At 63.0% G+C, this 20,146-nt stretch carries 19 protein-coding genes; 3 read left to right on the top strand and 16 right to left on the bottom strand.

Annotation, left to right across the window (positions count from 1 at the left end):
- Positions 1–5: 5 nt before the first annotated feature.
- The 5 genes from C8N32_RS04195 to C8N32_RS04175 all read right to left on the bottom strand — a co-directional run bounded on the left by C8N32_RS04195 (position 6) and on the right by C8N32_RS04175 (position 5,155).
- Positions 6–830, bottom strand: coding sequence for an ABC transporter ATP-binding protein (locus tag C8N32_RS04195; protein WP_107891209.1), 825 nt, complete (start codon positions 828–830; stop codon positions 6–8).
- A 53-nt stretch (positions 831–883) separates the two neighbouring features.
- On the bottom strand, positions 884–2,167 hold the full coding sequence (locus C8N32_RS04190; protein ID WP_107891208.1) for an ABC transporter substrate-binding protein: 1,284 nt from the start codon (positions 2,165–2,167) through the stop codon (positions 884–886).
- 35 nt (positions 2,168–2,202) lie between these two features.
- A complete protein-coding gene (locus C8N32_RS04185) occupies positions 2,203–3,279 on the bottom strand; it encodes a branched-chain amino acid ABC transporter permease (protein WP_107891207.1) in 1,077 nt (358 codons plus the stop codon).
- A 66-nt stretch (positions 3,280–3,345) separates the two neighbouring features.
- On the bottom strand, positions 3,346–4,341 hold the full coding sequence (locus tag C8N32_RS04180; RefSeq protein WP_107891206.1) for a branched-chain amino acid ABC transporter permease: 996 nt from the start codon (positions 4,339–4,341) through the stop codon (positions 3,346–3,348).
- Positions 4,334–5,155, bottom strand: coding sequence for an ABC transporter ATP-binding protein (locus tag C8N32_RS04175; protein WP_107891205.1), 822 nt, complete (start codon positions 5,153–5,155; stop codon positions 4,334–4,336). The genes C8N32_RS04180 and C8N32_RS04175 overlap by 8 nt, the downstream gene beginning before the upstream one ends.
- A gap of 245 nt (positions 5,156–5,400) precedes the next feature.
- Here C8N32_RS04175 and C8N32_RS04170 point away from each other — a divergent pair, with 245 nt between their 5' ends.
- Complete coding sequence (locus C8N32_RS04170; RefSeq protein WP_107891204.1) at positions 5,401–5,562, top strand: IS110 family transposase; 162 nt, start codon at positions 5,401–5,403, stop codon at positions 5,560–5,562.
- A gap of 8 nt (positions 5,563–5,570) precedes the next feature.
- Here the strand turns inward: C8N32_RS04170 and C8N32_RS04165 are convergent, their stop codons facing one another.
- The 7 genes from C8N32_RS04165 to C8N32_RS04135 form a co-directional block, all read right to left on the bottom strand.
- Positions 5,571–7,733, bottom strand: coding sequence for an AMP-binding protein (locus C8N32_RS04165; RefSeq protein WP_420853813.1), 2,163 nt, complete (start codon positions 7,731–7,733; stop codon positions 5,571–5,573).
- A gap of 318 nt (positions 7,734–8,051) precedes the next feature.
- A complete protein-coding gene (locus tag C8N32_RS04160; protein WP_107891256.1) occupies positions 8,052–8,375 on the bottom strand; it encodes a DUF3775 domain-containing protein in 324 nt (107 codons plus the stop codon).
- A 77-nt stretch (positions 8,376–8,452) separates the two neighbouring features.
- Positions 8,453–9,193 (bottom strand): SDR family NAD(P)-dependent oxidoreductase, encoded by a 741-nt coding sequence (locus C8N32_RS04155; RefSeq protein WP_107891203.1) that lies wholly within the window; start codon positions 9,191–9,193, stop codon positions 8,453–8,455.
- On the bottom strand, positions 9,190–9,741 hold the full coding sequence (locus tag C8N32_RS04150) for a DUF3833 domain-containing protein (protein ID WP_420853814.1): 552 nt from the start codon (positions 9,739–9,741) through the stop codon (positions 9,190–9,192). Before C8N32_RS04150 ends, C8N32_RS04155 begins: the two co-directional genes overlap by 4 nt.
- The gene (locus tag C8N32_RS04145; RefSeq protein ID WP_107891201.1) at positions 9,741–10,967 is read right to left on the bottom strand and encodes an MFS transporter; all 1,227 of its coding nucleotides are present in this window, start codon (positions 10,965–10,967) and stop codon (positions 9,741–9,743) included. The genes C8N32_RS04150 and C8N32_RS04145 overlap by 1 nt, the downstream gene beginning before the upstream one ends.
- Positions 10,967–11,728, bottom strand: a complete 762-nt coding sequence (locus tag C8N32_RS04140) for a DUF1365 domain-containing protein (RefSeq protein WP_107891200.1) — start codon at positions 11,726–11,728, stop codon at positions 10,967–10,969. Before C8N32_RS04140 ends, C8N32_RS04145 begins: the two co-directional genes overlap by 1 nt.
- Positions 11,725–13,017, bottom strand: a complete 1,293-nt coding sequence (locus C8N32_RS04135) for an NAD(P)/FAD-dependent oxidoreductase (protein ID WP_107891199.1) — start codon at positions 13,015–13,017, stop codon at positions 11,725–11,727. The genes C8N32_RS04140 and C8N32_RS04135 overlap by 4 nt, the downstream gene beginning before the upstream one ends.
- Before the next feature lie 245 nt (positions 13,018–13,262).
- On the opposite strand from C8N32_RS04135, the gene C8N32_RS04130 reads away from it, so the two are divergent.
- Entirely contained in the window at positions 13,263–13,781 is a 519-nt protein-coding gene (locus C8N32_RS04130; RefSeq protein WP_242509614.1) for a sigma-70 family RNA polymerase sigma factor, read from the top strand.
- On the top strand, positions 13,778–14,428 hold the full coding sequence (locus tag C8N32_RS04125; protein WP_107891198.1) for a ChrR family anti-sigma-E factor: 651 nt from the start codon (positions 13,778–13,780) through the stop codon (positions 14,426–14,428). The genes C8N32_RS04130 and C8N32_RS04125 overlap by 4 nt, the downstream gene beginning before the upstream one ends.
- Position 14,429: 1 nt before the next feature.
- Here the strand turns inward: C8N32_RS04125 and C8N32_RS04120 are convergent, their stop codons facing one another.
- The 4 genes from C8N32_RS04120 to C8N32_RS04105 are packed head-to-tail and all read right to left on the bottom strand — an operon-like array spanning position 14,430 to position 20,094.
- Positions 14,430–15,590: a DNA recombination protein RmuC gene (locus tag C8N32_RS04120; protein ID WP_107891197.1), complete on the bottom strand. Its 1,161-nt coding sequence runs from the start codon at positions 15,588–15,590 to the stop codon at positions 14,430–14,432.
- The gene (gene mutL, locus C8N32_RS04115) at positions 15,587–17,407 is read right to left on the bottom strand and encodes a DNA mismatch repair endonuclease MutL (protein ID WP_107891196.1); all 1,821 of its coding nucleotides are present in this window, start codon (positions 17,405–17,407) and stop codon (positions 15,587–15,589) included. The genes C8N32_RS04120 and mutL overlap by 4 nt, the downstream gene beginning before the upstream one ends.
- Positions 17,408–17,449: 42 nt before the next feature.
- A complete protein-coding gene (locus C8N32_RS04110) occupies positions 17,450–18,772 on the bottom strand; it encodes a M16 family metallopeptidase (RefSeq protein ID WP_107891195.1) in 1,323 nt (440 codons plus the stop codon).
- On the bottom strand, positions 18,769–20,094 hold the full coding sequence (locus C8N32_RS04105) for a M16 family metallopeptidase (RefSeq protein ID WP_107891194.1): 1,326 nt from the start codon (positions 20,092–20,094) through the stop codon (positions 18,769–18,771). The genes C8N32_RS04110 and C8N32_RS04105 overlap by 4 nt, the downstream gene beginning before the upstream one ends.
- Positions 20,095–20,146: the final 52 nt, after the last annotated feature.

The raw sequence follows: 20,146 nt of genomic DNA, 5'->3' as shown, positions 1-20,146 counted from the left end.
GCCCCTCAGCTCAGCCAGCGTTTGCGGCGGCGATAGCTGCGCACCTCACGGAAACTCTTGCGGCCCTCATCGGACATGCCAAGGTAGAACTCCTTCACATCCGGGTTTTCCCGCAGTTCATCGGCGGGGCCGTCCATGACAATACGCCCGGATTCAAGGATATACCCATAATGGGCGTAGCGCAGGGCGACATTTGTATTCTGTTCGGCCAGCAGGAAGGTCACACCCTCGTTCTCGTTGACCGATTTCACAATCTCGAAGATCTGCTCCACGAGTTGCGGAGCAAGGCCCATGCTGGGCTCGTCCAGCAGGATCATGTCCGGGCGGCTCATCAGGGCGCGGCCGATGGCGGTCATCTGCTGCTCCCCTCCCGATGTGTAACCCGCCTGCGACTTTCGGCGCTCCTTGAGGCGTGGGAAATAGGAGTAGACCATTTCCAGATCCCGCTGAACCGCCGCGCGCCCGTCAGTGCGCGTGTAGGCGCCGGTCATCAGATTTTCCTCCACGGTGAGATGCTCGAAACAGTGGCGCCCTTCCATGACCTGAATCACGCCGCGGCGCACAAGATCCGCGGGCGGCTGATCCTGAATGCGCGCACCCTGGTAGACGATGCTGCCTTTCGTGACCTCCCCGCGCTCCGATCGCAGCAAATTCGACACCGCCTTGAGCGTCGTCGTCTTGCCCGCACCGTTGCCGCCCAGGATCGCGGTTATTCCACCCTTGGGAACCGACAGCGACACGCCTTTGAGCACGAGAATGACGTGGTTGTAGATCACTTCGATATTGTTGATTTCAAGAATGTTTTCTTCGGTTCGTCCTGCGTCCAGCATCACGGCCTCGATCTGTGGTGGGGGCCCGGCCTGTGCGGCCGGGCCGGTTGGCGTTACTCGCAGCGGGGCGTGATGTTGTTCTCCCCGGCGAAGGCCATCGAGTCCTGCACGATCAGCGGATCGATTACCTCATTGTCGGAGGGGATGTAATCGGTCAGGGCGACCCATTCGCCGTTATTGGCATCCCACTGCTGGACGATCCCCATCCCCGACCCGCCGTGGTTTTCGCAGCTGACCGAAAATTCCGGGCCGATGCCGGGGGCGCCAAGGGCCTCCATCCTGGCATTTGTCATTTCCAGCGCCTCCATGCCGTCACGCATCATTGCGGCGGTAATATCAGGCGTGCCGTGGATTCCCTGCGCCGTCCTGGCGGCCTCAACCGCCAGCATCGCCGCATACATCCCGCGGGTATAGAGCACCGACCCCACGTTGGAGCCGTCGCCCGCAGCCAGACCCGGCTCCACGACATATTGGCGGATGTCGTCGAACACCGGCAAATCGCCGATACGGTTCATGTTGAGCGCCTTGTAACCATGGGCCGCCTGCCCGGCCGGGCTGACGTCATGCTCGGCGCCCGACCACCAGGCCCCGATGAAGTTTTCCATCGGGAAACGGATGTTCGCGGCCTCCTGGATGGCGACCTGGTTCATCACCCCCCAACCCCACATGATGACGTAATCGGGGCGCTCCCGCCGGATCTGGAGCCACTGGCTTTTCTGCTCCTGTCCCGGATGGTCTACCGGGATGGAGTTGAACGTATAGCCATGCTTTGAGGCCAACTCCTCCAGGGTACGGATCGGTTCCTTGCCATAGGCGGAATTGTGGTAAAGCAGCGTGATCTTCTTTCCGCTCAGGTTGCCGCCGTTTTCTTCCAGCAGGTAGTTGATGGCAACGGAAGCCGCATTCCAGTAATTGGCGGGGTAGTTGAACACCCACTCGAACACCTTCCCGTTGGCTGCGGAGGTGCGGCCATACCCCATGGTGTGCAGCGGAATGCCGTCGGCGCTGATCTTGGGAATCAGCTGATACGTGATGCCAGTCGAAAGCGGCTGATAGATCAGTGCGCCTTCACCCTTGGTAGCCTCGTAACATTCCACACCCTTTTCCGTGTTGTAGGCGGTTTCGCACTCTATCACCCTGGCTTTCGCGCCGCCTATGCCGCCGTCACGCTCGTTCATCAGGGTGAAGTAATCCTGGTAGCCGTCTGAAAACGGGATACCCCCGGCGGCGTAAGGCCCGGTGCGATAGCTCAGATCCGGGAACACCAGATCGGCCAGCGCCGGCCCGGCGGCCAAAGCCGCGCCAAGGGCAAGGGTCATCAGGGTTGTCTTGGTCATGGGTTCAGTTCCTCCCTTTGAATTTGGCCGGCCCCTCAATGCGGGAAGGGCCACAGCCGCAGTTTTTCTTTCGCGATGCGCCAAAGCTGCGCCAGTCCATGCGGTTCGGCGATAAGGAAAAAGATGATGAGCGCACCAACCACCATCAGCTCGAGATGTGCGGCCAGGTCCGTGGGCCAGCCCAGCCCCCCGACCAGCACGTTTTTCAGCAACACCGGCAAGAGCACCAAAAAGGCCGCTCCGGCAAAGCTCCCGAAGATGGATCCAAGCCCTCCGATGATCACCATGAAAAGGATCAGGAAGGATTTCTGGATTCCGAAGGCCTCCCCCACCTCGACCGCGCCGAGGTAGACGGCGAAGAACAAGGCCCCCGCGATGCCGACGAAAAAGGACGAGACCGCAAACGCCGTCAGCTTGGCACGCAGCGGATTGACCCCGATGATCTCGGCGGCGATATCCATGTCGCGAATTGCCATCCAGCTGCGCCCCACGGTGCCGCGGGTGAGGTTGCGGGCCACCCAGGCCAGAACCACCACGAAACCGAGGCATACAAGGTATTTCACCGATGCGTCCGTATTGGGACCGGTCAGGGCGACGCCGAAAAGCGTGCGTTCCGGCGCGGAAATCTGCCCCGAGGCGGAGTAATTGTAAAACCACGGGACCTTGTTGAACAGCCACACCAGGAAGAATTGCGCCGCCAGCGTGGCCACGGCAAGGTAAAACCCCTTGATCCGCAGGCTGGGAAGACCGAAAAGCGCCCCCACCGCAGCAGTGATCATCCCCGCCAGGACGACATGGATCAGGATGTTCACATCGGGAAAAGCCGTCATCAGCTTGTAAACCGAATAGGCCCCCACCGCCATGAACCCGCCGGTCCCCAGACTGACCTGACCGCAATAGCCGGTCAGGATGTTCAACCCGATCGCGGCGATGGCATAGATCAGGAACGGCACGAACACCGCACTGGCCCAGTAATCGTTGATAAGGAACGGGATCACTCCGAATGCCACTGCCAGCACGGCGTAGTAGCGGAACCTGTCGAACCGGATGGGAAATGTCTGGCTGTCGCTCAGATAGGATGTCTTGAAATCCCCTGCTTCGCGGTAAAACATGTCAGGCCTCCGGGGTATGAGCGGCGCGCGCGCCAGTAAAAACGGAAAGGACTTTGCGCATCGGCATCACACCCTCTCGATGATTTTTTCGCCAAACAGGCCCTGCGGACGGAACACGAGGAACACCAGCGCCAGCACGTAGGCAAACCAGTTCTCCGTCGCGCCGCCGATCATCGGGCCGATGGTGAACTCGAACAGTTTCTCGCCGACACCGATGATCAAACCGCCCACGATCGCGCCGGGAATCGAAGTGAACCCCCCCAGCATCAACACCGGCAGCGCCTTCAGCGCGATCAGCGACAACGAAAACTGCACCCCGGACTTGGCCCCCCACATGATGCCCGCGACAAGCGCCACGATTCCGGCGATGGACCACACCAGCACCCATATGAAGCGCAGCGATACCCCCACCGAAAGCGCCGCCTGATGGTCATCGGCCACGGCCCGCAGCGCCCTTCCCTGCTTGGAGTACTGGGAAAACAGCGTCAACGAGATCACAAGCGCGGCGGCCGTCAGCGCGGCGGCGATGTCCAGCTTGTCGATGAAGAAACCGTAGAAATTTTCGCTCCCCAGCCCCGAAGTGGCTTGTTCGGCCCACAGGCTCGCGCCTTGCGGCAACCCGACATCGAGCGTCTTGATATCGGACCCCCACATCACGTCGCCAAGGCCTTCAAGAAAATAAGCCAGCCCGATCGTTGCCATGAACAGGATGATCGGCTCCTGGTTGACCAGGTATTTGAGGATGAACCTCTCGATCAGGATCGCGAGGACGACCATCACCCCAGCGGTCAGCGCGATCGCCAGGATGGCCGGAAGTTCCCAGCCGAAATAGTGGATATCCGTGCCGAACATCGCGTTGATGAGATGCGCGAACGGGATCTGCCCCTTCTGAAGGCCCACCAGCGTCAGCGCCGCGAACAGCGCCATGACCCCCTGGGCGTAGTTGAAGATGCCGCTGGCCTTGAAGATCAGAACGAAACCGAGCGCCACGAGCGAATAAAGCACCCCGGCCATAAGCCCGTTTATCATCACCTCGATGGCGTAAAGAAATTGGTCAGTCATGGCTCACCCCCAGATAGGCGTCGATCACTTCGGGATTGCTGCGCACCTCGTCAGGGGTGCCATCGCCGATCTTCTTGCCGTAATCCATGACCACGACACGGTCGGACAGGTCCATGACCACGCCCATATCGTGCTCGATTAAGGCGATGGTGGTTCCGAACTCATCGTTCACGTCGAGAATGAAGCGGCACATATCCTCCTTTTCTTCCACGTTCATGCCGGCCATCGGCTCATCGAGCAGCAGGATGCGCGGCTCCGCGGCCAGCGCACGGCCCAGTTCCACCCGCTTTTGCAGGCCGTAGGGCAAGCGCCCCACCGGGGTCTTGCGGATATGCTGTATCTCGAGAAAGTCGATGATCTTTTCCACTGCCTCGCGGTGCACGGTTTCCTCGGCTTCCGCCTTGCCCCACCACAGCGCCTGGTTCAGCAGGTTGCTGTTCATCCGGGTGATGCGCCCGGTCATGATGTTGTCCAGCGTCGACATCCCCTGAAACAGCGCGATGTTCTGGAAGGTCCGCGCGATACCCTGCCGCGCCACCTGATAGGGGCGCATCTGGGGACGCGGACAGCCCTCGAACCAGACCTCGCCTTCCGTCGGCGTATAAAAGCCCGACATCACGTTCAGCATCGAGGATTTTCCAGCCCCGTTGGGGCCGATGATCGCGCGGATCTCCCCCTCGCGGATGTCAAAGCTGATGTCCTTGATCGCCACCACCCCGCCGAAACGCAGGGTGATGTTTTTCATTTCCATCAGAACGCCGCCGATCCTGCGGCCATCTGCGGTCGTGTAGGGGTCATTGCTCATGACATTCATGCGGGCTTACCTTTCAAGAGCGCGTTTGCGCCTGCTTTTCCGGAGCTTCGCTTGATGCGATGATCGCGGATCGGCAGGGGAGCGGGCATGGACATCATGCTAGCCGCCCGCGATGGCTCAGGTGGCAAATCCACCCGCTCCCGGCGCCCTGTTCGACCGCTGATTAGGCTGTGCGATCCATCGCTATGTAAGGCGACGACGGCGGCACCGGGCTGCCGAGAACAACAGGAATCCGGGAGGTGCCCATGCAAGCATTCATCGGTATCGACATCGCCAAGCAGGCCCATTGGGCCTGCGCCATCGACCGCGATGCCAAAGTCATGTTCTCGATGGCTGTCGAGAACGATCCGCCGGCAATCGCCAGCAACCGGACGCCCTACGCTACAAACTTCAAAAAGGCCGCTTGACTCAAACATTAAGCTGCCTCCTGCCGTTTGTGCTTGGGATTTTCGACGGCGGCATCGCAGATTTGCAACGTGGCCTTGATCCGGCCCTTGCGCCCGTCTTCATACGTGACCTCGGTCTCTGTGTAGACACTTTCGGACCCGTCATAGAGCGCGGCCACAAGGTCGGCATATTTTTCGGCGATAATGTTGCGGCGCACCTTGCGGGTGCGGGTCATCTCGCCATCGTCGGCATCCAGCTCCTTGTGAAGCACAAGAAAACGGTGGATCTGGCACCCCGAGAGGATGTCATCCTCGGCGACCGAGCGGTTGACCTCCGCGACATGGGCCCCAATGGTTTCCAGCACACGCGGGTGCGCGGCCAGTTCCTGGTAGCTGGCATAGGCTATGTTGTTGCGCTCTGCCCAGTTGCCGACTGCCGTCAGATCGATATTGATGAAGGCGGTGCAGGTTTCCCGCCCCGCACCGAAGACCACGGCCTCCAGAATGTCGGGGTAGAATTTCAACTTGTTCTCCACGTATTTCGGAGCGAAGAGGCTGCCATCAGCCATCTTTCCGACGTCCTTGGCCCGGTCGATGATACGCAAGTGGCCGGTGACGTCCTCGAAGAAACCGGCATCGCCCGTTGCCACCCAGCCCTCCGGGTCCTTGGTATCGGCGGTGCTTTCGGGATTCTTGTAGTATTTTACGAAAGTGCCGGGGCTGCGGTAGTAGACCTCGCCATTCTCTCCGATCTTCACTTCCACGCCTGGCGACGGCACGCCCACGGTGTCGGAACGCACCTCTCCATCAGGCTGCTGGGTGATGAAGACGCTGGCCTCGGTCTGACCATAAAGCTGTTTGAGATTAATCCCCAGAGACCGGTAAAACTCGAAAATCTCCGGGCCGATGGCCTCACCCGCAGTATAAGCCACACGGATGCGCGACAGGCCCAGCGTATTCTTCAGCGGACCGTAGATGAGGACATCGCCGGTCCGATAATTGAAGTAATCGCGCAACGGCCGCGGATACAGGTTCAGCAGCGGGCCACGCGCCCTGAAATGCTTGCGGGCCTCCAGTGGATGGCGCAGCCGCGCGAAAAACCCGCGCACGGTGTTTTCCACCAGCGTTTCAAGCGCGAACCCGATCCCCATCGCGTAACGATAGAACCAGCGAAAGCGGCGCCGAAGCGTCGGCCTGGACCGCTTGGTCCGGTAGCGTGGCATACCGTATTCTTCGCCGGTTGTCTTGGCGAAATCCATGAAATACTTGAACAATGCGTGCTTCAGATCGCCCGCGTCCTCCATACGGATCATCACATTGGTCAACATGGTCTCGAAGATACGGGGCGGGGCGAAGAAATAGGTCGGACCGATCTCGCGCAGATCGGTCATCATGGTTTCGGGGCTTTCGGGGCAGTTGACACAAAACCCCGCATACATCGCCTGCCCCATGGAAAAGATGAAATCCCCCACCCAGGCCATGGGCAGGTAGGCCAGGACCTCCTCATCTTGTCCCAGGTGGTCGAACTCAACCGAAGCGCGGGCGGTTTCAAGGATGTTACGGTTGGACAGGACCACGCCTTTGGGTTTGCCCGTGGTGCCGGACGTATACAGCATCACACAGGTATGGTCCCAGGTCAGCTCGGCGGTGCGCCTGTCCAGTTCGGGCTCGAACCGGGCATGGGCAGCGCGGCCCTCGGCCCCGATGTCGTGCAGCCAGTGGAGATGCGTATGGTCGTATTTGCGCATGCCCCGCTTGTCGTTGTAGAGGACATGCTCGATGTGATGAATCTTGTCCTGAACCTCAATGACCTTGTCCACCTGCTCCTGGTCGCCACAAACGACGAAACGTGCGCCGCAATGATCCAGCACATAGGCCATCTCTTCGGCCACAGCGTCCTGATACAGTGGGACCGGCACCGCGCCGCACATCTGCACCGCAACCATCGCCCAGTAATGGGCCGGGCGGTTGCGCCCGATCACGGCAACATGTTCGCCCCGTTCCAGCCCCAGCGCCATGAAGCCCAGCGCCATCGCCCGGATCTCGTCCGCGGCCTCGCCCCAGGTCCAGCTTTGCCAGATCCCGAATTCCTTCTCACGATAGGCGGGACGATTACCGTACTCCCGCACATTCCGGGCCAGCAATGCCGGAATGGAACACAATTCGCCCGCAGACGCGCTTTGTGACAGCAAAATTTCCTCCCTGTGCAGCGCCCGGCATTGCTCACGCCCCGGTGTCAGGCACAGGGACCCCGCCCCGAAAAACGGGGGGAACGCGATCAACGGCAGATGCTGCCTCCTCCACGGACGCGGAGCGTCCGAATTCTCCTCTCGACCTCTGCGTGACCCGGCATGCCGGTCTCCTCTCACACGAAGTCTTGTGGCAACTTTTGCCCACCCGCTTCACAGGGTCAAGAGAAAGATTGCGCAGGATTTTCAATCTGTGCGCGAAAGAAAACCGGCGCGCCGAAGCGCGCCGGGCAAAGAGACCCTGACGGGAGGATTCCCAACTCAGCGGTCGAAGAAATCTTCCTCGACCTCGGTGGGGGAAATACCGATCGCTTCCAGCCCGGCCTCAAGATAATCCGCGAAAAGCGGCATCCCAACCAGGTAATTCTCCGTTGGCGTGGTCGCCTCCGCCTTGGCCGTGGCGATGGCCTCGGCCAGATCTTCCGCATCGAAGGTCTCCCGCCCGATCCAGACCAGCGCGACAAGGCTGGCTTTTTCATCCTCGTTCAGGGCCTCGATGAACGCGCGCAGCTCAGCCTCCGCCATGGCCTTTTCACGGGCCTGAAAGACAATGTGCACGACCTTGGCCGGGCTGATTTCCAACAGCTCTTCCATATCTACTCCTCCGGGCGGGTCGGGGCATTGTCACCCGCACCCGTTCTGCAAACAAGGGGTTAAATGCCTTAACGGCGCGCGGCGAACAGCGGGTAATAGGCCCAGTCCGGCAAAAATTGCGCCAGGCGGAACAGCCAGGAAAACACTTCGGGAAAGCTGCGCTTGAAATTGTCGGTACGCATGTGTTCGACAATGTCGGCGGCGGCCTCCTCGGGCTCCATGAGGAAGGGCATGGAAAAGTCGTTTTTTGCGGTCAGGCGGGTACGGATATAGCCCGGATTGACAAGCTGTACATCCACACCCGTCCCGCGCAGATCCGCATGCATGCTTTCGGCCAGCGTCATCACCCCGGCCTTGGACGCACAATACCCGATTGCGCCCGGCAGGCCGCGAAACCCCGCGAGACTGCCCGTCAGGACGATATGGCCGTGGCCGCGTTCGAGAAATCCCGGCACGACCTGGCCCATCACCCGCGCCGCGCCGAGGAAGTTGATATCGCACATCTCCTCGACCTCGCCGGCATTCCAGTCCTGCGCGGCCTGGGGCCAGTACACCCCCGCCAGGTAGACCACGCCATCGATGTCCCCCGCCGCCTTGGCGGCGGCACGCACGGAATCGGTTCGGGCAACATCCACGGTAACCACATCTGCCTTCCCGGGCAGGGTTTCGGCCAGCTGCTCCAGCCGGTCGGCGGTGCGGGAACTCAGGACAACATGTGCCCCCATACGGCTGAGTTTCTCTGCAACGGCCCGGCCCAGCCCTTCGCTGGCGCCCACAATCCAGTAGCGTTTTCCGATAAGTTCCCTCACGCGGCCTCCTTCGGGCGCATGGTCGCGACCAGTTCCGCGACAGGGATGCCGAACTTACGGAACTGGCTGCGATTCATGATCGCGCCGTTTTCCATCAAATACATCCAGTCGGTGGTATCCAGCACATGGCCCCCCGAATCCTCTGGCAGCTTGATACGATATTTCAACTGCACACCAGACCCCTTTTGCACCCCCCGGCCCGGACCGGCAAGGTCCGGCGCCTCGGCACGAAAGCTGCCATCGGGATTCATGCGGAAAGTCCAGCAGCGGCTCTGGGTCGCACCGCTGTCATAGCGAAATTCCTCTTGCATGACGCAGGTATCCCCGTCCCAGCGGGCCTCCATGTCGGCCACGAAACGCGACACCACGCGTCCCGTCGGGCCATAGATAACCCCCTCGCACACAATCGTGCCGTCGAAATGGCGGCGGATGTCGAAATCGGGTTTCCCATCGGCGTAATCCTCGGGCTTTTGCGCTGCAAACCCCAGGAAACGCTGGTGCAGCACAACCAGGGTGAGCACCAGCAGCAGCCCCATAAAGAAAGACATCATCGGGTATCCTCCGTTCGGATTGGCGTCGCGGCCAGAAGGCCGATCGCAATGAGTTTCAACACGCAGGGAATCACCGCGTACAGCACGCTCAGCATCCGCAGCGCCTCGGGCGGGTTTTCCCGGCCCGCGGTGAAGCCCCCGGCTTCCAGGAGGGGCAGCAGTATGACCGCAGCGAAGGCCAGCGTGAACTTTGAGACAAAAGACCACAGGCCGAACCCCTGCCCGGCGCCGGGAGAGACCTGCGCCATCCGGCTTGCGAAAAGCGCGGGCAACAGCGTCATATCAGCCCCCAGCGCCGCACCGGACACCACGCAAACCAGAGCAAAGGCCGCCACATCCCCCGCCCCCAGCAGGGATGCGAACCCAAAAGCCAGTACCGAAAGCGCCATGCCCGCCAACAGCGTGGGCTTTGCCCCGCTACGGCGCGCACGCCACGCCCAGACCGGGGCCGCCCCGGCCGCGGAAAGAAAAAACAGCAGCAAAAGCGGCCCCTCCCATCCCGGCGCATCCAGACGGCTTTCGACAAAAAACAGGAACAGCGTCGAGGTTGCCGCCAGTGGCATCGCGTTGACCAGCGCCACGGCCAGAAGCCTGCGGGCAACGGAATCCGTCAATACCCGCGACAAGGCACCGGCGCGGGCCGTCGCGCTTCGCCCCCATTCGTCCCGCATGGAAAGCGCCGCCACAACCGCCAGCCCGGCGAACCCGACGGCAAACCCCGTGAACGGCCGCGCCATCGCTATCAGCGCAACCGGCGCAACCGACGCCGCGCTGACTCCCAAAAGCGCCCCGGTCTCCCGCCAGGCGGCCAGCCGCACATGCCCCCCCGCGCCCATTTTTCCCGCACGTGTCACGCCCTGCGCATAAAAGGTGATATTGAGAAAGCTGAAAGCCGAGAACAATGCCGTCAGCATCGCCGCGAACCAGACCAGCGGCGCGATCGGGGCCGTCACGGCGAAAAGTCCCACCATCGCCCCCGCCAGTACCGCCACGGCCCCGGCCACGGCCATGCCCCGCCGTGCGTGCAGGCGCTCGGACAGCCAGCCCAGCGCCGGATCCTGCACCACGTCCAGCAAACGCAGCGCAAACAGCACCGCGCCCATCGCCCCCAGCCCGACACCGTATTCATCGACATAGAATTTGGGGGCGTGGATGTAGATCGGCAGGCCCGCCGCCGCCAGCATCGCAGCAAACAGCGCATAACCGGGCAAAGGCGCCCCCATCAGGAAAGGTCCCGTCCCGGAGGCTCGGGACGCCGCCGGTAAGATGCTCCCTTGAGGAAAAGCCGAAGCGCATGCCAGTGAATCAACGCCAGGACCCGGCGTGACCCAAGCGGCCGGCGGACCAGAGACATCAGGATCTCCCGGTTGCCCAGCGCCCGGCGGCGCCCGGTGAGCGTTGCGTAAACCCCCCCCTCGGCCCCGTCGGAATAATCGATCCATACTCCCACCCGTTCCTCGCCGATATCGAACCTGAAACGGTACGTCCCCGCCAGCTTCTGGAACGGGGAAACGTGAAAGATCTTTTGTGCGGCCAGGGTATCGGAGGGCGTGATCGGACGCTGGTCGGGGTGGTGGCACAGGTAGGAATGCCGGTCGCCAAAGGTATTGTTGACCTCGGCGATCACCGCCCGCAGCCTGCCGTTCTGCCCGTGGCAAAGCCAGAAACTGACCGGGTTGAACTGGTGGCCCAGAACACGCGGCTGGGCCAGAAGATCCACCCGCCCATCGACCGCGCCGAGATGATGGGCGGCCAGCACCTCACGTACCCAGGCCACGCCGCGTCCCTCACCCGGCGTGCCGCCGTGGTCCACATCATGCAGGGCCGCAAGATTGCCGCGGTTGCGCGAAAACAGGGCGGGCTTTTGCGGTGCCGCGTCTTCCGCATCCAGCAGGACGTAATCGACGGTATATCGGAACGCATGATCCACCGCCCCGCGCCGGGCGTGATATGTCTGCCCGCGAATGTGATCGACACGGCTCATGCCGCCACCTCCCGACCGGCGCGGCGGGTCAGGGCCTCGGCCACTTCAACGGCACTGGCCAGGCCGTCTTCGTGAAAGCCGTTCTTCATCCAGGCCCCGCAGAACCAGATATTGTTCGTCCCGTTCGCCGCCCGCAGGTCGGCCTGCGCCTTCAACGCCGGACGATCATAGACCGGATGCGCAAAGGTGACGGTATCGTGGATCAGGTCTTCCCGGATCGGGCGCTGGGAATTCAGCGTCACAAACAGCGGATCGTCCTGCGGAATGGGCTGTAAGGAGTTCATCCAGTAGGTCAGGTCGATGCGGTCGCTCTGCTTTCCGGTTTCCTCGGTGTAGACCCAACTGGCCCAGGCTGCGCGGCGCCTGGGCATCAGCGCCGTATCCGCATGCAGAACCGCCGTGTTCGGCTGGTATCGGATCGCAGCCAGCGCGGCCCGTTCGTCCGGGGTGGGATCGGTCAGTATCCGCAACGACTGATCGGAATGCGTGGCCAGAATCACCGCGTCGTAAGGTTCCCACTCTCCGCATCGTGGCCTGACTTCGGCCCCATACGGGCTTCTGCGGACGGCGGCCACGGGCGCGCGGGTGCGAATCTCCACGCCCCTATCGCGCAGCGCGCTTTCCACCCGGCGCACATATTCGACCGAACCGCCCCGGACCGTATACCACTGATGCTGGCCCGTGTGGCTGAGCAAGGCATGATTTTCGAAAAAGCGGATCATCGCATGGGCAGGAAAATCGAGTATGCCCCGCGTCGGCGTAGACCAGATCGCCCCCGAAAGGGGCAGCAGGTAGCGATCCCGAAACCAGTCGCCGGTCCCCAGAGCGGCAAGGAATTCTCCGATGGTCATGTCCGATCCGCGGGCCAGGTCCACTGCACGGGCATTGAAACGCAACACATCGCGCAGCATCCCCAGGAATTTCGGGCTGAGCGCGTTCGACGGCTGGGCGAACACCGCGCGCAGGCTGCGCAACCCGTATTCGAATCGTCCTCCGTCAAGCGACGCGCCAAAGCTCATGTCCGATTTCGCGACCGGCACGTCCAACTCCTGGAACAGCGACACCAGATGCGGGTAATTGACATAGTTGAATACGATGAACCCCGTGTCCACCGGCTGATCGCCCCGTTTGCCCGCGATCACCGTGCGGGCATGCCCCCCGAGGCGGGGCTCGGCCTCGTAAAGGGTCACATGGTTATCGCGGGCCAGTACATGCGCCGCACCAAGGCCGGATATTCCGGCCCCGATCACGGCAATACGCCGGGGCGCGGCGGCAAGTTCGAATGGCATTCGGATGTCCCTCTGTGGAGTTTTGGTTTTTTCATCTGGATCTACGTTCGCGGCCCGCCCCCGGATCATTTTTTGCGCAAAGTGATCCGGACCTGGCCGGGCAACGTACCATGGTCATGAATGGTGTCACAGCCCGGAAGGAAACGGATGCAGCGCCCCGGCGTGCCGGGTATGCTCTGAACAGAATGCATCCCCCCAAGAGGTCAGACACCGTGACGGAGAACGAGACGCCCGATGCCCGCTGGATGCAGCTTGTAGAACGGATCCGGGATACCCGCGACGAGGCGGCTTTCGCCGAAGTGTTCGGCCATTTCGCACCGCGGGTAAAGGCGTTTCTGATGAAATCGGGGGCCGAGGCCCCGCTTGCAGAGGAATGTACACAAGAAGTGATGGCAACGCTGTGGCACAAGGCTCACCTCTTCGACCCGGAGCGGGCCAGCGTGGCGACATGGGTCTTCACGATCGCGCGCAACCGCCGCATCGACGCGCTGCGCCGTCAGAAACGGCCCGCACCGCAGGATCTGCCCTGGGGGCCGGAACACACGCCCGACCCTGTCGAGGTCACCGCGCTGCAACAGGAAAGCGCACAGCTCGCGAAGGCCCTCTCCGTCCTGCCCGAAACCCAGCGCACCCTGATTGAGCGCGCCTATTTCGGCGACCTGTCCCACAGCGAAATCGCCGCTGAAACAGGTCTGCCGCTTGGAACCATCAAATCCCGTATCCGGCTGGCCCTGAACCGCCTGCGCCACGAGATGAGCAAATGACGAAAACGATAAAACACCACCTGACCGACGCCTTGCTGATGGGCTATGCTACGGGCTCCCTGCCCGAAGCCTTCAACCTTGTCGTGGCGAGCCACATCTCCCTGTGTGATGACTGTCGCGCCCGGCTTGCCGGGTATGAGGCTGTGGGCGGCGCGGTGCTGGACGTCACCACCCCCTGTGAAATGGACACAGACAGCCTTGCCAAAACACTGCGCCTGATCGGACAGACCCCGCAGGAACAGAAGATTCCGGCTCCGCCCTCCCCCGGTCTCTTCCCCGCGCCGCTGCGCGATTATGTCGGCGGGGATATAGACGCCGTGCGCTGGCGGCCCGTGGGTGGGCGCGTGCGGCAGGCGATCCTGCCGACTTCCCGCATGGCCAGCGTACGGCTTCTTCACATCCCCGCCGGGGTGGCGGTGCCCGACCACGGCCATAATGGCCTGGAACTGACACTGGTGCTTCAGGGCGCCTTTGAAGACGGACAGGACCATTTCGGCCCCGGCGATATCGAGATCGCGGCTGAAGACCTGCAACACACACCCGTCGCCGCCCCCGGACGGGACTGCATCTGCCTGGCCGCAACCGATGCGCCGCTCCGCTTTTCGGGTCTTCTGCCCCGCCTCGCCCAACCTTTCCTGCGAATCTGATCTATTCGCCCGGCAAACGGTGCAATTCGGGTTCCGGGCTCAGATCCTCGAAATCGAAATTGTCCAGCCGGGCGGCACGTTTTCCGGCCCTTTCCGCGGCAATGCCGATACCCTCCAGATCCGCGCGGGCCTGACCGAAATGGGCATTGAGCTTACCGACCCGCTCCACGACGATTTCCACGTCCCGGTGAAGTTGTTTCAACGTCTTGCGAATCTCACCGGCCTGCTCGCGCATCCGGGCATCCTTGAGAATCGCGCGCATGGTGTTCAGCGTTGCCATGCAGGTGGTGGGCGACACGATCCAAACCCGCGCATCGAACCCGTCGCGCACGGTTTCGGGGAAATTGGCGTGCAACTCTGCGTAAACCGCCTCTGACGGCAGGAACATCAGCGCCCCATCGGCGGTTTCGCCCTCCAGAATATACTTCTCAGAAATCGCCTTGATATGCGCCCTGACGGAACTGCGCAGCAGCTTGGCCGCCTCGTTCACATCCCAGGGCGTGCCGGCCCGGCGCAGGGCCTCATAGGCTTCCAGCGGGAACTTGCTGTCGATCACGATCGGCCCCGGCGGGTTGGGCAGGTGGATCAGGCAGTCCGCCCGCTTGCCGTTGGACAGGGTCGCCTGCATCGTGTAGCTGTCGCAGGGCAGTGCCTTCGACACGATGTCATGGAGTTGAATCTCCCCGAAGGCCCCGCGCGTCTGCTTGTTGGACAGGATATCCTGCAACCCCAGAACATCCCCGGAAAGCTTTTCGATGTTCGCCTGCGCCTTGTCGATCGCCTGCAGTCGCTGCTGCAACTCTCCAAGGGATTTCGCCGTCCTCTGGGCCGATCCGTAAAGGTTCTGGTTCATCTGTTCGCTCACCTGTTGCAGGCGGCTTTCCATCAGTTGCAACATCTGTGACTGGCTGGCCGCCTGCGCCTCGGAGACATGGCTCAACCCGCCGGAAAGTTGCTGCTGCCCATCGGAAAGCGCCTGCACGCGACCCGTCAACTGGTTCATCTGGTAGATCAGCGGCTCCGCCAGATCCGCCGACCGGCCCGCACGACGCACCGCCAAAACCAAAAGCCCCAGCACCAGCACCACCAGAACCAAGACCGCCCCGGCGCCCAGAACCGCCGGATCGTCCCACCGATACATCTGCCCATAGACTTCGATCATGTGCGCCCGAACAACCTCTCGATATCAGCCAGCTTCAGTTCCACGTAAGTCGGCCGGCCATGGTTGCACTGACCGGAATGGGAGGTTGCCTCCATCTCACGCAAAAGCGCGTTCATCTCCTCGATCCGCATCCACCGGCCCGACCGGACCGAGCCATGGCAGGCCACCCGGCTGAGAATCGCCTCGATCCGCTCCTGCAAGGCGCTGCTCTGACCGAGATCGGCCAGTTCATCGGCAATATCCGCCAGAAGGGCGCGGGCGTTGACTGCCCCCAGGATGGCCGGGGTTTCCCGCACACAGATCGTTCCGGGCCCGAAAGGCTCCACCACCAGCCCAAGACGGGCGAGATCCCCGGCGGCATCCAGCACGCGGGCGCTATCGGTCTCCCCCATCTCCACGATCTCGGGGATCAGCAGCGCCTGCGCCGCAACACCGGTTTCCGCCATCTGCGCCTTCAGCTTTTCGTAGACCAGCCGCTCATGGGCCGCATGCTGATCGACGATGACAATACCGGTCTCCGTCTGCGCGATGATGTAATTTTCGTGTACCTGCGCCCGTGCCGCACCCAGCGGCAGATGGGCCGGATCCACCGCCGCGGCGGGCGGTTCATAGCGGGCGCTGGCTTCATCGAACTGCGCAGCCAGCGGCGCCTGCCCTCGCATCGCCACGGACAGCGCCCCGGCGCCGGGGCGATCCATCTGGTAAACACGGGCCGGGGTCTCGGGCCGCATCGCACCAAGCGCCGCCCCCGCCACGGTGGTCGAGGCCCGGTGACCTGCCTCGGCCAATGCGTGCCGGAGGGCAGACACCACCAGCCCCCGCGCCACGCCCGGCTCCCGAAAGCGCACCTCCGCCTTGGCGGGATGGACGTTCACATCCACCCGGTGCGGATCACAGTGAATGAACAAAACCGCCGCCGGGTGACGATCCCGCGACAGGAAATCGGCATAGGCCCCGCGCAGCGCCCCGATCAACAGCTTGTCCCGCACGGGCCGCCCGTTGACAAAGAAATACTGCGCCACCGCCGACCCGCGCGAATATGTCGGCAGCGCCGCATAGCCGGTCAGGCGAAGACCCTCACGCTCCGCATCGATGCGCAGGGCATTTTCCGCGAACTCCACCCCCAACACATGCGCCAGACGACCGTGCAGCGCATCGAACAGGTCGCCGGTTTCCGCATCGGCCCGAAAAACCACGCGCCCCTCGCCCCCGCCTGTCAGGTCCCGCAGGGTAAAGCTGACGAATGGCTCTGCCATCGCCAACCGCTTGACAACATCGGTGATTGCCTGCGCCTCGGCCCGGTCACTGCGCAGAAATTTCAGCCGCGCGGGCGTGGCATAGAACAGATCGCGCAACTCCACCACCGTTCCACACGCCAAAGCGGCGGGGCGGACCGCGCCGATTTCCCCGCCCGCGGCCGCAATCCGCGCCGCATCCTCCCCCCTGCGGGAGGTCAGCGTCAACCGCCCGACCGCCGCAAGAGAGGCCAGCGCCTCCCCCCGAAAACCGAAACTGCGGATGTTCAGCAAGTCCGAACCGTCGATCTTCGACGTCGCGTGACGCGCCAGTGCCATCGGCAGATCCGCCGCCCCGATCCCGTGACCATCATCGGTGACGCGGATCAGCGTCTTGCCCCCGTCGGCACAGGCGACATCCACCCGTCCCGCCCCGGCATCCAGCGCGTTTTCTACAAGCTCCTTGACGGCGGAAGCCGGTCGCTCCACCACCTCACCAGCGGCGATGCGATTGATCACGGTCTCATCCAAAGGGCGGATTTGCGACGATTCGAGGCTTATTTTGGGGCTGGATGTGCTCATCCTACCACAACTAGCACGCCCCACGCCGATTCGGCCACAGGATCACTCTGCCCCCTTCAGCCCCTCCGGCTGACCGACCACAACGAAATGCAGACCGGCGGGGTCCAGCCATTCGCGCGCCACCCGGCCGACATCTTCCACGGTGACGGCACGAATGCGGTCATTGCGGGTGGCGATATACGCGGGGTCGAGCCCCTCCATCTGCATTCCCACGAGGATACGCGCAATATTGGCGTTACCGTCAAAACGCAGCGGGTAGGCCCCGGTGAGATACGTCTTGACCTGCTCCAGCTCCTGCGCGGTCATCCCCTCACCGGCCATACGGCGCCATTCCTGCCTGATGACCCCGATCGCTTCGGCGATGCGCCCGTTGGCCGAGGCCACGCGCCCGTAAATCATCGCGGCATGATCCATCGGCGCAAGGTAGGAATAGACACCGTAGGTCAGGCCGCGCTTCACCCGAACCTCCTGCATCAGGCGGGAAGAGAAATTCCCCGCGCCAAGGGCGTCGTTGATCACGAAGGCGGTAAAGAAATCCGGGTGCTCCCGCGCCAGCCCGCGCTGTCCGAACAAGGCCACCGATTGCGGTGTCTCGAACGGGATCACCGTTTCTCCGCCGGGCAGGGACAGGTCCGCCGGGCCGGGCTGCGGCGCGCCGGCTTCGGGCAGCCCCGCGAACAGGGCATCCAGAAGCGGACCAAGCTCTGCGGCCGTAATGTCGCCCGCTGCGGCAACGAACAGACGGTCCCGGGCCATAGCCCGCGCTTTGGCCTCCTGCAAATCCGCACGCGTCAGCGCGGCGACACTGTCGGGGGTGCCATCCAGCGCACTGCCATAAGGGTGCCCTCCGAAGGCCAGTTCCGCGAAACGGTTCGCGGCGATGGTATTCGGATCGGCCTCACCGGCGCGCAACCCGGCCAGAACCTGGGCCCGTACACGCTCCACCGCATCGCTGTCAAAGCGCGGTTCGGTCAGCGCCTGTCGCAACACCTCCAGTGCGGCAGCGCGGTTTTCGGTCAGCACCCTGGCTGAAACGGCCACCGCATCCTGGGAAGCACGGAATCGAAAGCTGGCTGCCAACTCATCTCGGGCACGGGCAAAGGCCCGTGCGTCACGCTGGCCCGCCCCTTCTTCCAGCAGCGCGGTCATCAGGTTGATCGCTCCGCGTTTGCCGGGCGCGTCCAGGCTGCCCCCCCCCCGAAAGCGAATCTCCAGCGCGAGGAAGGGAATGTCATGGCTTTCCACCAGCCACGCCTGCACCCCGCCGGGGGAGGTAATCTCCTGCACCGCGATTTCGGCGCGCAGGGGCGACGCAAGCATCAGGGACGACGCCAGCATCAGGACAAGGGCAAAAAACCGGATCATTGGGAAGCCTCCTGTTCCGGCCGGGCAAGATATCCCGTCACCGCCGCCTCCGGGCGCAGCACGATGCGGGCGACTTCCATCACATCCTCTGGCGTGACTTGCTGCAACAGGCCGGGCCACGCGGCGATATCTTCCACCGACAGGCCGATGGCCAACCCCTGACCGTAGAGATAGGCCAAGTCCTGCACGTTGTCGCGGGCATAGATATCTGCGGCACGCAGGCGGGTCTTGACACGCCCGAACCGCTCCGGCGTGACCCCGTTTTGCAGGAACTCCGCCAGAACTTCGTCCAGCGCGGCCTCGGCCTGCGCCAGGCCCACACCCGCTGCGGGAACGACGACAAAGCTGAACTCCGTGTCGTCGCGCGTCAGCCCGTCATAGAACGCACCGGTGTAAACCGCCAGCTGTCGATCGAACTGGAGCGCCTCCCCCAAACGGGAATCGGCCCCTTCGCCGCCCAAAAGCTCCGCCAGATAAACCAATGCCGCCGCACGCTCCTGCGCCCCCGGACCCCGCCCCGGCGCCAGGTAACTGCGCGCGAGATAGGGCTGCCCCACCCGCGCATCCACCAGCGTCAGCCGGCGTGCGGAAATCTGGGGCGGTTCCTGCGGGCGTTGGCGCGGCATGACCCCGGCGGCGGCCAGAGGGCCGAAATGGGCCTGCGCCATCTGGCGTACCGCCTGCGGGTCCACATCGCCCGCAACCACAAGAACCGCGTTGTCCGGCACGTAATGGGCGCGATAGAAGGCCAGCGCATCCTCCCGCGTCAGGGCCGCCATCTCATGGCGCCAGCCGATGATCGGGATGCCGTAGGGATGGTTGAGAAACTGCGCCGCCCGGCGCTGTTCGCTGAACAACGCGCCGGGGTCGTTATCCGTGCGCTGGCCGCGTTCTTCCAGGATCACCTCGCGCTCGGTCTCCACATCGGTCTGTGCAAGGCGCAGATTGGCCATTCGGTCTGCCTCCATGCGGATCATCATCTCCAGCCGGTCGGCAGCAAAGCGTTGATAATAAGCCGTATAATCCCAGGAGGTGAACGCGTTATCAGCCCCCCCCTGCGCCGCAACCGTAGCCGAAAATTCCCCCGGTCCGACCGTATCCGTTCCTTTGAACATCAGGTGTTCGAGAAAATGTGCCAGCCCGGATTTCCCCGGCGCTTCGTCCGCAGCCCCGACGCGATACCAGACCATGTTGACCGCGACAGGGGCGCGGTGATCCTCAATCACCACGACCTGAAGGCCATTCTCAAGGCTGAAGCTGGTAACCGGCGCGGCCTGCAGGGGGCAGGCAAGGACAAGGCAGAGAACGAAAATACGCAGCATGGGCACCTCTGGACAAAACTGGTCCTAAGCTACGCCCCGCAGCACAGGGTTC

Origin of the sequence: Rhodovulum imhoffii, from assembly GCF_003046545.1 — a bacterium.
GTDB lineage: Bacteria > Pseudomonadota > Alphaproteobacteria > Rhodobacterales > Rhodobacteraceae > Rhodovulum > Rhodovulum imhoffii.
Note: the sequence above shows the minus strand (reverse complement) of the source record. Positions and strands in the feature narration are given on the sequence as shown.